The sequence below is a fragment of the uncultured Roseicyclus sp. genome, assembly GCF_937892565.1.
Classification (GTDB): domain Bacteria; phylum Pseudomonadota; class Alphaproteobacteria; order Rhodobacterales; family Rhodobacteraceae; genus Roseicyclus.
The window spans coordinates 1-11,548 of record NZ_CALAHQ010000104.1; the positions used below are offsets into that span (position 1 = coordinate 1).

The following is an 11,548-nucleotide window of genomic DNA, read 5'->3' on the forward strand; positions in this document are numbered from 1 at the left end:
GGGCCTGCGGGCATCGCGCCTGCGGCGGGGCGCATGTGATCTGGTCGGGTCTGGCCCTCTCGGGATCGTTTCTTCGAAACGACCCTGCCGGGCCTGCGGGCATCGCGCCTGCGGCGCGATACCCTTGGGTGAGAGGCTGGACATCGACCCAAGCGGGGCTCGTTGTGGCTGCTTCCTTCCGGACCTGACCAGGTTGGCGAGGCGCCTGCCCGCGCCAACCTCTCACGCGTCACATAGGCAAAACCACCCCATGGCGCAAGCCCACCCCCTCAGTTCGGGCTGCGTTCGGCCCAACCGGCAAAGATGCGTTCCAGAAACACCACAAAGTAGAACAAGACGATCCCCAAGGCCGCCAAGGCAAAGAGAACGGCGAACATCAGCGGGTAGTCCGCGCTGATGCGCCCCGAATCGAACAGATCGCCCAAGCCCCGCCCATGCGGGCTGACGATTTCCATCAGATTGGTCCCGATGAAGGCCAGCGTCACGGCCACCTTCAGCGCGCCAAAGAATTCGGGCAGGGTCTTGGGCAGGGCGATCTTCCAGAAGATCGTGACATTTGACGCCCCGAGCGAGCGCAGGATATCGCGATATTCCGGCTCCAGCGTGGAAAGCCCGATCGAGACCGACACCGCGATGGGAAAGAACGAGATCATGAAGGCGATCAGGATCGTGTTGAAATCATGTTGGCCCACAAACATCAGCGCCACGATCGGCACCACGGTCGCCTTGGGGATGGCATTGAAGCCCACGAGAATCGGGTAAAGCCCCTCGCGCGCAAAGCGCGAAAAACCCATGATCATGCCGACCAGCGTGCCGAACACGACAGCAAGGCCAAGCCCCGCCACCGTGCGCCACAGCGTTTCCCACGACTTGATCAGGAACAGATCCCAGAACCGGATGTAGCGCGGGATCAGGTCCGAGGGGCTGGCCATGCGGTAATCGGGCAGGTTGTTGTACCAGACCGCCCATTCCCAAAAGGCAAGGATGCCCGCGATGAACAGCGTCGGGGCAAGGATTTTGCGCAGCGTGTCGTTCATGCCCGTGCCTCCGCCGGTGTGTCGACCGTGCGCCCTTGGGCGACCTGAATCTGGTGGCGCAGGATGGCCAGCATATCGACCGCGTTTTTCGAATACAGATCCTCAAGCGTGCGTTTGCCCGACAGATCGACATTCATCACATGTTGCGCATGGGCGGGTCGCCCCGACATGACGACGACCTGATCGGCCAGAAACACGCTTTCGCGCAGATCATGGGTGATCAACAGACAGGTAAAGGGCTCGGCCTCGCGCAGATCGTGCATGGTGCACCACAAATCCTCGCGGGTGAAGGCGTCCAGCGCGCCAAAGGGTTCGTCAAGGATCAGCACATCGGGCTTGTGGATGATCGACCGACACAGGCTGGCGCGCTGGCGCATGCCCCCCGACAATTCCGAAGGGCGCTTGTCGGCAAAGCCGGTCAGCCCCACCAGATCAAGCAGTTGATGGGCGCGCTCGGTCGCCTCGGCCTTGGACATCGGGGATTTCACGATCTCCATCGGCAGCAGCACGTTTTCCAGAATGCTGCGCCATTCCAGCAAAACCGGGTTCTGAAAGGCCATGCCAACTGTCGGGCGCGGGCTGGTCACCAGCTTGGAATGCAGCCAGACCTCGCCCTGATCGGGGCGCATCAGCCCAGACACCAACCGCGTCAGCGTGGACTTGCCGCAGCCCGAGGGGCCAACCACCGCGCAAAAACTGTTCTCGGGGATCTGGATCGACAGCCGGTCCAGCACCGGAAGCGGGCCTGCCTTGGTGCGGTAGGCATGCGTGACATCACGCAACTCGATCATGTGGGAAGATGTCGTCATGGCTGTCCTCGAGAAAAGGCATGTCCCGGGGCCACCCTGTCGGGGCCCCGGGACCATTTGTCATGCGGGCGCGGACGCCTTACTGGGCGACCATCCGCACGTCCATCTCGGGCAGATAGGCGTTGGTGAAATAGAGCGCGGCATCGGGTTCGTTCTGGAACTGATAGGTCAGGCGCAACTGTTCGATGGCGATGGCCATGCGGGCCGGGTCGATATCGCCCAGACCATTGGCGCGGACCCAGGGCGTGACGATATTGGCATCGAGCGCCAGTTGCAGGCGGCGGGTTTCCAGCGCCACATCACCGGCAGGGTTGCGCGCGATCACGGCGGCGGCCCCTGCGGCGGGGTCGGCAACGGCATCCGACACGCCCCGCGCAATGGCGCGCAGCATGGCTGTCACCGTCTCGGGATTGGCGGCGGCGAAATCGGTGTTGACGATCACCGCATTGCCATAAAGCGCCACACCATGATCGGAGTAGAGGATCGTGGTGATGTCATCCTCGGGAATGCCAAGGCGCGCCAGCGACAGATAGGACGAGAAATTGAACCCGGTCACCGCATCGACATTGCCTTCGGCAAGCATCGGTTCGCGCGTCGGGAAGCCGACCGGCTCGATGGTGATGGTCGAGACATCGATGTTGTTCACGGCGGCCAGGATCGGGAACTGTGCCCATGCGCCATCGGGCGGCGGAGCGCCCAGCTTGGATCCTTCGAGGTCCTCGATCCCCGAGATGCCCTGGCTGACACGACCCACGATCGCAAAGGGCGGGTTGTCGTAGATCATCATGGCCGCAATCACAGGCGCGCCGGGGTTCTGATCAAGAAAGCGCACCAGGCTGTTGATATCGGCAAAGCCCATGGGAAAGGCGCCCGAGGCCACCTTTGGGATCGCATCAAGCGACCCCTCACCGGCAGCGACCGACACATTCAGACCCTCGGCCGCGAAATGGCCATTGTCGATGGCAAGGAAATAGGGGGCCGATGGGCCTTCGAACCGCCAGTCAAGGGCGAAATTCATATCCGTCCCTTGAGCAAAAAGCGGGGTCGCCGCAATCAGGGCGGCAGCGAATGTGGGAATGGCACGGTTGAACAAGCGATATCTCCTTTGATTGGGCAGCGCGGTCTTCGCGGATTGTGACAGATCGTTTACACCGAAGAGAGAGGTCAACGATCTTGCAACGATCAAGGACCAATTGAGCCGATCCTGCGCCAAGATCTTTGGCAATGCCAGTTTTTTCAGCAATCCGAAAACAGCCGCCTAAATGCGCAGCAGGTAACGCGCGAAGCCCCGGTCACTCATGCCATCTGCAACAAGCCCCAGCGCAGCCGCACGCTGCGGGTGGGCCACGGCCGCGGGGCCGGTTTCGTAAAGCACCCATGCGCCACCAAGCGGCACAAAGGAAAAGCTGGGGGTCGGAACCGGCGACAGCGCCCCGCGCATCGCGGCGATGTGGGCGGCGATCAGATCACGCACCGGGTGGGGCGAAAGATAGACTGTCTGGGTTTCGGCCGCGGCGGGAAAGTGACCACCACCACCCGCGCGATAGCTGTTGGTCACCACAAGAAAGGGGTCGGCATCCGCGACGGGCGCACCACACGCCCGGCGCAGGTCGCGAATGCGACCGGGGCCGGGGCGGATGATGTTGCCCTCGGCATTGCTGCGGGCGGGCTGGCTGAGGTCGATCCGATAGCTCAGCCCATCCATGCGGTCAAAGTTGTAGCTGGCGAATTCGGGATCGAGCAGCGGTTGCGGCCCGGCCCCCTCCGCGCCACCGGGCGTGATCTGGCAAAAGGCCGAAACCGACCGCTCCAGCCATGCCCGGATCTGTGCGCCGGTTGCCCGCACGACCACCAGATTGTTGGAATAGGGATAAAGATCGGCGGCATGGCGCAACAAGATCGCCCCGGCCGGAACATCGGTAAAGGCGTCCGGCCCACCGCGCCCGCCCGATTTGAATGGCGTCGTGCACGACAAGAGCGGCAACCCTGCCAAGGCGGGATCCGCGGCGATGATCGGGGCCACCGCCGCACGCTGCACATCCGCGATCAGCTGTGTCGCGGCACAGGGCGCCAGCAGGCTGAAAAAGGTTTCCAACGGCACATTGCTGCGCCCCAGCGGCCGCGCGGAATAGGCCCGCGTCAGACGATGCCCGCGGGCCATTTCGGCACGAAAGGCCGGCAAATGATACAGCCGCCTGCGAAGGGCGCGGCGGTCTTCGGCCCCGGCATCCTCGGCGGCGCGCAGCCTTGCATGTTTTTCCGACACGCACCAATCTTGCGCCCGGGGCACCGTGCCGACACCCAAGCCACGCGGGCGCAGATCAAGATCGATTTGCCCAAGATGTGATCCAAAGAAACCCGGCTGCACGATGGTGGCCCCGTCACAAGGTGCCGCGACGGGGCTGGGCGTGGGGAAAACGCCATGGGTGTGCCCTGCAATCACGGCATCCACCCCGTTGATGGCGGCCACAACCCGGCCCACATTCTCATCGGCGGGTCCGGCGCCGTCGACGCCCAACCCGGTATGGGCCAGCACAATGACCAGATCCACACCAGCGGCGCGCATGCGCGCAACCTCCCGCGAGACGGCGGGCAGGATCGGCTCGATCTCAATCCGACCGGCCAGATGGACATGCCCCCATTGCATCGTCTGGGGCGGCACGGCACCGGTCACGCCGATGCGTAACACACGCAAAGCGCCGCTGCTGTCGATCAGCATGCGCTCAAGAATGACATGCGGCGCAACCAATGGCCCCGCCCCCCCGGCACGAAACACATTGGCCAGAACGATCGGGTAACGGGCGGCCGCGATCACCCGTTCCAGCGCCTCGATGCCATAGTCGAAATCATGATTACCCAAGGTGGCCGCGTCATACCCCAACCCGTTCATCGCCGCGACCATCGGATGGGCCAAAGCACGGGGCATCAGATCGGACAGCGCCGCATCGCCAAGCGGCGCCCCCTGAAAGGTATCGCCATTGTCGAACAACAAGATATTCGGGCATTCGGCCCGCGCCTGCACAATCGACGCCGCCAGCCGCGCAAGCCCCACGCGATTATCGGGACGGTTGGCGTAATAGTTGTATGAGAACAAATGCGCGTGCAGATCCGTCGTCGCCAGCACGCGCAGGCGAAGGCTTACATCCTGTCCGGGCCGACCGACGGCGCCGGAGATCACTGCCCCTGTGACGGTCATCGCCTTGTCCGAAATTGTCCCACGCCACCTTGCCCATTCCCTGCGGCCGGGTGAACGGGGTCAAACGTCATGGGATGCTTTTCCTGACCGGATTGCGCATCATGTGGCGAACGGGCCATACCCTTGGCGAAGCAATCCAGAAAAGGCGATGAAATGCGGGTGGCGGATAAGGTGACCTTTGGCGGGTCGGATCTGGATCGGGCAGCCGCGCTGCGGCGCAATGCGGCCGAACTTGCAACGGCGCTGGATGCCGGCGCGGGGATCATTGCGCTGTGGCGCGGCAAGCCCTTGGTGACGGGCGACCCAACCCAAGGCCCGTGCCATCTGGTTCAACTTGCACGCGGGGCAAAGGTGCTGGGTGACGCGCGCGAGCCGCCGATCTTTCTGGGCCAGATCGCGGGCAGCGCGGTCTTTGCGCAAGACATCAGCCCGTGGACCCCGACCGAACCGGTGGACGACGCCCAGATCGGCGCCTTTCTCGATCCGACCATCCAACATCATCCAGCCGCACCCGCAGGCAGCGCCTTTCGGGAATTGCGCGCGGTGATGAACCAGCTTGATGCGCGCGATGCGGAATTGGCCGCAACCGCGCGCGCTTTGATCAACTGGCACCAGAGCCACGGCTTTTGCGCGAAATGCGGTGTGGCATCCATCATGGCCGAGGCCGGATGGCAGCGCCATTGCCCGGGCTGTGGCGCCCATCATTTCCCGCGCACCGATCCCGTTGTCATCATGCTGATCACGCAAGGCGACCGGGTTCTGTTGGGTCGCTCGCCCGGCTGGCCCGAGGGCATGTTTTCCCTGCTGGCGGGCTTTGTCGAACCCGGCGAAACAATCGAAGCGGCCGTGCGGCGCGAGGTATTCGAAGAAACCGCAATCCGCGTCGGGCCCGTCGCCTATGTCGCGGACCAACCATGGCCATTTCCCGCCTCTCTGATGATCGGATGCAAGGGCGAAGCGCTGAGCGATCAGATCACCGTCGACCCCGTCGAACTGGAGGCCGCGCGCTGGGTCACGCGGTCCGAGCTTTTGACGGTTTTTGCAGGCACCCACCCCGAAATCCGGCCCGCCCGCAAAGGCGCAATCGCGCATGTCTTGCTGGAGCATTGGCTGGCCGATCGGCTCGACTAGGGCCAATCGGCAACAGGTCCGTCTATTTCCAGCGCTTGGCCTTGCGGCGTGAGCGTGCAAGACATGGCACGCCGCCCGTTCCGACCGACGGGCGCGTGGCCGCGCGTGTTGGATCATCGCGGCACTGGCATGTAACCCGGCGCGATGGCGCGCTTCTGTGTGAGTAGTTCGATGAAGTTCAAGGTTTCAAGGGATTTGGACGCACCACAAGCATTGGTCTGGACCCATTTCATGGATTTCGCCCGCTTCGAGACCGACATGCGACGGCAAGGTGCGACCCTTGCACGGGTCGGCGACTGGACCGAGGCCACCAAAGATGTCGAATGGCGTGGCGCGGTCACGCTTGGCGGCAAAAGCAACCCGCTTGCGGCCAAGATCACGCAGCTCGTCGCGCCGAGGGCCTACACGATCGATAGCCAGATCGGCGGCATGGTCTGTCACTACGAGATAAGCCTGGTTTCGCTGTCCGAGACGGTCACGCGGGTTGCCTTGGTGCTGAACCTGTCGGCCAAGACAGAAACAGCGCGGATCTTTCTGATGACATTGAAATTGACCCGTGGCCTTGTTCTGCAACGCCTGGAACAGATGCTTGTGCGACAGGGCAGCGCGGCCGAAACGGAATGGCAGCACCGCAAGGGGGGGTGATTGAGCCGCCATCACGGGAGGTTTGTGGGCCCGACCTTGCGCTGGCGCGCGCGTTCCAGCCCAAGATGGCGCTCGCGCAAGATGATCAGGATGCCCGCAATCACGATCATGGCGCCGCCCGCAAGCGTCGCCGCGCCGGGCACCTCGCCAAAGACGGTGTAGCCCACGATGATGGCCAACAGCATCGAGGTGTATTCAAAAGATGCGATCAGCGAGGCATCGGTGTTGCGATAGCTTGTGGTAAGCAAGATCTGACCCACACCACCCAAAAGACCCGCCAGCACCAACAGCGCGACCACATGCAGGGGCGGGACCACCCAACCCCACGGCAGCGTCAACAGCGACAAAAGCACGGCTGTCACCGAAAAATAAAAGACGATCGCCGATGTGGTTTCCGTGTTGACCAGTTTGCGCACAAAGATCTGCGCCAAGGCGACCAGAACAGCAGACAGCAGAACGATCACCGCCCCCAAGCTCTCACGCGACGAGATGGTGGCGGGATCAAGCTGCAGGCGCGGGCTCAACACGACCAGAACCCCGGCCAACCCCAGCACCACCATCGACAAGCGGAACAAGCGCACCTGTTCACCCAGAAACATCGCCGCAAAGATGACCACAATGATCGGTGCGGCATAGCCGATGGCCGTCACCTCGGGCAGCGGCAACAGGCCCAGACCTGCAAAGCTCAGCCCCATGGATGTCGTGCCCAAAAGGCCGCGCCAGAAATGCCCCATCGGATCCGATGTCTTGAGCCCGGTGCGCAAATCGCCGCTCAATGCCAGCCAGACCCCGATCACCGGGATCGCGAAGAGCGACCGGAAAAACACCGCCTGCCCGGGGGGCACATATTCGGCGGTCGCCTTGATGATCGCAGACATCGCCACAAAGACGCAGACCGACAAGATCTTGAAGGTGATGCCGCGCAACGAAGACATGGATGCATCCGCAAAGGATATGGATGCAGCCTACGCGCGCGCGCGACCGGGTTCAACCGGCCGCGGCGGGCTGCGCCAGACCGCGCAGGATCGGGCAATCGGGACGGTGATCGCCCGCACAGGCATGCACCAGATCGGCCAGCACGCGCCGCATCTCGGCCAGTTCGGCCATCTTGGCGTCTATTTCGGCCAGATGCGCCTCGGCCACGGCCTTGACATCGGCACTGGCCCGCCCCCGGTCCTCATAAAGCGCCATCAGGGTCCGGCACTGTTCAATGGAAAACCCAAGCCCCCGCGCACGCGCCAAAAAAGCCAGCTTGTGCAGATGCGCCTCGGTAAAGCGGCGATAGCCATTGGCGTCACGCAGGGGGGTGATCAGCCTGATATCCTCATAATAACGGATCGTCTTTGGGGGCAAGCCTGCGGCTTTTGCGACCTCTCCGATGTTCATGCGGCCTCCATCCGGCGCAAGCGCAGCGCGTTCAGCACGACCAGAACCGAACTGGCCGCCATGGCGCCCGCCGCCAGCATGGGGTTCAGAAGCGGTCCGCCGAACACGGCCAGTAGACCCGCCGCCACCGGGATCAGCGCAACATTGTAGCCAAAGGCCCAGACAAGGTTCTGCACGATGTTGTTGAGCGTGCGGCGGCTGACCTGCATCGCGGTCACCACGCCCATGGGCGCGCCCGAGATCAAGACCACATCGCCCGCTTCGATCGCCACATCCGTGCCGGTGCCCAGCGCAATTCCCACATCGGCCTCGGCCAGCACGGCGGCATCATTGATGCCATCGCCCACAAAGGCCACGCGGCGCCCTTGGGCACGCCACGCGATGACCTGTTCGCGCTTGGCAGCGGGCGACAGCCGGGCCAATGCCGTGTAGATGCCCAAACTGGCCGCCACGGCCGCGACCGGGCCCTCGGCATCGCCCGACATCATGGCAACCGCGACACCGCGCGCCTTGAGCGCCGCGACCGCGCGGGCGGCATCGGGCTTGATCGGATCAGACAGCGACAGATGCCCCAGATAGGTCATGCCACGCGCCAGATGCACCTCGGTTGCGGGGCCGGGATCGGTGGGGGGCACGCCAACGCCTTCCGCTTCGACAAAGGTGCGGCTGCCCAGACGCAAGGTTTCGCCATGCGCGCGCGCCACCACGCCCGCACCGGTTTTGGCCACGAAACCGTCGACCGGCACAGGGGCTATGCCGCGCGCCTTTGCCTCGGCCAGAATGGCGCGGGCAAGGGGGTGTTCCGACGCGCTTTCGGCCCCGGCGGCAAGCGCGACAAGCGTATCGGCATCGCAATCGGGGCTTGGGTTGATCGCGGTGACACGCGGTTTGCCCTCGGTCAGGGTGCCAGTCTTGTCAAAGGCGACAAGATCGACCCGGCCCAGACCTTGCAGCGCGTCACCCTTGCGAAACAGCACACCCAATTCCGCCGCGCGCCCGGTTCCCGCCATGATGGAAACGGGGGTGGCCAGACCCATCGCGCAGGGACACGCGATGATCAGAACCGACACCCCGATCACCAGCGCCTTGGCCGGATCAGGCCCCCAGATCAGCCAGGCCCCGGCCGCGCCCACGGCGATCAGCAAGACCACCGGCACAAAGACCGCCGTCACGCGGTTGATCAGCGATTGCACCGGAAGGCGCGTGGCCTGTGCGTCCTCGACCATGGCGACGATGCGGGCCAGCACCGTGTCGGCGCCCACGGCGGTCGCGCGATAGACCAGCGTGCCGGTGCCATTTACGGTTCCCCCCGTCACCGGGTCGCCGGGATGTTTGGCCACCGGCACGGGTTCGCCGGTCAGCATCGCCTCGTCGATCCAGCTTTCACCCTCGGTGACAAGCCCGTCGACCGCCACGCGCCCGCCGGGTTTCAGCCGGATCAGATCGCCGCGCCGCAGATCGGCCAAAGACACGTCAGCTTCGGTGCCGTTCGTCACGCGGATCGCGGTCTCGGGGGAAAGCGCCATCAGGCTGCGGATCGCGGCCCCCGCCCTGCCGCGTGCGCCCGCCTCGAGCCAGCGGCCCAGCAAGATCAGCGTCACGATCACCGCGGCCGCTTCGAAATAGACATATTGCCCGCCATCCGCCACCAGCGCAGGGGCAAATGTCACAAGGCTCGACCAGCCCCACGCGGCAGAGGTGCCCAGAACCACAAGGCTGTTCATCTCGGGCGCACCGCGCAAGAGCGCGGGAATGCCAAGCCGAAAGAACACCCGCCCCGGCCCCGCCAGAACGGCGGTGGTCAGCAAAAACTTCACCATGCCCAAGGCGAGGGGATCGAACACGTCCATCTGCCAATGATGAAAGGCGGGGATCAGATGGCCGCCCATCTCCAGCACCACCACCGGCAGGGACAGGATCAGCGCCACAAGAAAGGCACGCCGCATCGGCGCGGCCTCTTCGGCGGGCGGCGGTGGCGGGGCGGCCACGGGATCATCGATGCGCGTGACGGGATAGCCCGCATGCGCCATCGCGGTTTCGATGGCGGGCCAATCCGCCCCCGCAACCAGCCGCAGATCGGCCCGCTTGAGCGCAAGGTTGACATGCGCCTCGACCACATCCGGCAGAACCTTGAGCGCGGCTTCGGCGCGCGCGGCGCAACTGCCGCAGGTCATGTTGGCGACCGCAACGCGCAAGCGCGCCGCCTCCAGCGGATGCACGGGATAACCCGCCTGCGACAACCGCGCGGCAAAGGCCGCGGTATCGAACCCGTCGCCCGCGACAAGCGCGGCCCGACGCGTGGCCAAATTGACCTCGGCCGACACGACACCCGGCACGGCCGCCATCGCCGCCTCGGCGCGGGCTGCGCAGCCGCCGCAATGCAGGTTGTCCACCGTGAAGCGCAAAATCACCTGTGGGGTGTCGTTTGGCATGACCAGCCCTCCGGTTCAGCCCTACAGATAGGGATTCCTGCAACTGGAAGGTCAAGGGGTGATTGCGGCGGTCGTGGCAAGCGGTAGACCGATGTGCATGAGCGCCGCATCCAGATCATAGCCAAAGCGATGAGATCGTGCGGCGCATTGATCGCGTACGATCTGCGCATCGGTCGGGGTCAAGGCACTGCGCCAAAGATCTTTCTCGGGATGTGCGTCGTTTTTCCGGAAGAGCCCGGGGGCAGGCGCCATCCCCGCATGTGCAAGAACAGCCGCCATCACCGCGGGGACATCAGCCACGAGGTCTTCATACCGCACGCACAGCACGCGGTCGGGGCAAGCAGCCTCGAGCGTCAGGAAGATATCTGCGGCCTCGAGCCAGTAGTTGCACGCACCATAGAGGTCCGAAATCTTGACCTGCCGGCCGAGTTTCATGCTGGCGACAACATTCAACGGATTTCGGACCAGAAACACAAACCGCGCATGCGGCATCTGCTGGGCGATCAACGGCGCGCCATAGATATTCTGCGGCGTCTTGTCGAACCAGCGATAGGGCCCGGTCACCCCTTTGGCGCGGGCAAAAGCGGCGATATAGCGGCGTTGCAATTCCGCCTTTGTGCGACTGATCGCAAGGATCGCCTCGAAACTGGCCTCATCCACACCATCCATATTGCGATGTTTCTTGAGCAAAAGATTGTTCCGGTGGGGATGATAGCTGTGCGGTGTACGGAAAGGTTCGGCCCAACGAAAGAAATGCGTTTCCTCGGGGCAAATGAAATTCGGCACGCGCCGCAAGAGATCGCGGGTCAGCGTGGTGCCGGAACGCACGGCTGCAACGATGAACAGCGGCCTGTCGTCGGCCAAATCGAGTAAAATCTCAGCCGTCATTCAGCCGCCTCCAAGCCCTGCAAT

General features: G+C 64.0%; 10 protein-coding genes and 1 other RNA gene. 2 read left to right on the forward strand and 9 right to left on the reverse strand.

Going from position 1 to position 11,548, the window contains the following annotated elements:
- Nucleotides 1-126 precede the first annotated feature (126 nt).
- From ffs to Q0094_RS14255, 5 genes are all read right to left on the reverse strand, one after another.
- An RNA gene (gene ffs, locus Q0094_RS14235) (signal recognition particle sRNA small type) lies at nucleotides 127-225 on the reverse strand.
- 44 nt (nucleotides 226-269) lie between these two features.
- Nucleotides 270-1,037: an ABC transporter permease gene (locus Q0094_RS14240; RefSeq protein WP_297621014.1), complete on the reverse strand. Its 768-nt coding sequence runs from the start codon at nucleotides 1,035-1,037 to the stop codon at nucleotides 270-272.
- Nucleotides 1,034-1,828, reverse strand: a complete 795-nt coding sequence (locus Q0094_RS14245) for an ABC transporter ATP-binding protein (RefSeq protein WP_297621016.1) — start codon at nucleotides 1,826-1,828, stop codon at nucleotides 1,034-1,036. Before Q0094_RS14245 ends, Q0094_RS14240 begins: the two co-directional genes overlap by 4 nt.
- 97 nt (nucleotides 1,829-1,925) lie before the next feature.
- Complete coding sequence (locus Q0094_RS14250) at nucleotides 1,926-2,939, reverse strand: ABC transporter substrate-binding protein (RefSeq protein WP_297621018.1); 1,014 nt, start codon at nucleotides 2,937-2,939, stop codon at nucleotides 1,926-1,928.
- 165 nt (nucleotides 2,940-3,104) lie between these two features.
- Nucleotides 3,105-5,042, reverse strand: a complete 1,938-nt coding sequence (locus Q0094_RS14255) for a bifunctional 2',3'-cyclic-nucleotide 2'-phosphodiesterase/3'-nucleotidase (protein ID WP_297621021.1) — start codon at nucleotides 5,040-5,042, stop codon at nucleotides 3,105-3,107.
- A gap of 153 nt (nucleotides 5,043-5,195) precedes the next feature.
- On the opposite strand from Q0094_RS14255, the gene nudC reads away from it, so the two are divergent.
- Together nudC and Q0094_RS14265 are read left to right on the forward strand one after the other, a co-directional pair.
- Nucleotides 5,196-6,173: an NAD(+) diphosphatase gene (gene nudC, locus Q0094_RS14260; protein WP_297621024.1), complete on the forward strand. Its 978-nt coding sequence runs from the start codon at nucleotides 5,196-5,198 to the stop codon at nucleotides 6,171-6,173.
- 231 nt (nucleotides 6,174-6,404) lie between these two features.
- Nucleotides 6,405-6,818, forward strand: a complete 414-nt coding sequence (locus Q0094_RS14265; RefSeq protein WP_297621027.1) for a hypothetical protein — start codon at nucleotides 6,405-6,407, stop codon at nucleotides 6,816-6,818.
- Between the two features lie 11 nt (nucleotides 6,819-6,829).
- Here the strand turns inward: Q0094_RS14265 and Q0094_RS14270 are convergent, their stop codons facing one another.
- From Q0094_RS14270 to Q0094_RS14285, 4 genes are read right to left on the reverse strand one after another with little or no spacing between them, the layout of a single operon-like run.
- Nucleotides 6,830-7,753, reverse strand: a complete 924-nt coding sequence (locus Q0094_RS14270) for a DMT family transporter (protein ID WP_297621070.1) — start codon at nucleotides 7,751-7,753, stop codon at nucleotides 6,830-6,832.
- Nucleotides 7,754-7,805: 52 nt separating this feature from the next.
- Nucleotides 7,806-8,204 carry a Cu(I)-responsive transcriptional regulator gene (cueR, locus tag Q0094_RS14275; RefSeq protein ID WP_297621072.1) on the reverse strand — a complete coding sequence of 133 codons (399 nt, stop codon included), beginning with the start codon at nucleotides 8,202-8,204 and terminating at the stop codon, nucleotides 7,806-7,808.
- On the reverse strand, nucleotides 8,201-10,636 hold the full coding sequence (locus tag Q0094_RS14280; protein WP_297621075.1) for a heavy metal translocating P-type ATPase: 2,436 nt from the start codon (nucleotides 10,634-10,636) through the stop codon (nucleotides 8,201-8,203). The genes cueR and Q0094_RS14280 overlap by 4 nt, the downstream gene beginning before the upstream one ends.
- 51 nt (nucleotides 10,637-10,687) lie before the next feature.
- Nucleotides 10,688-11,524 carry a sulfotransferase gene (locus Q0094_RS14285; protein ID WP_297621077.1) on the reverse strand — a complete coding sequence of 279 codons (837 nt, stop codon included), beginning with the start codon at nucleotides 11,522-11,524 and terminating at the stop codon, nucleotides 10,688-10,690.
- Between the last annotated feature and the right edge of the window lie 24 nt (nucleotides 11,525-11,548).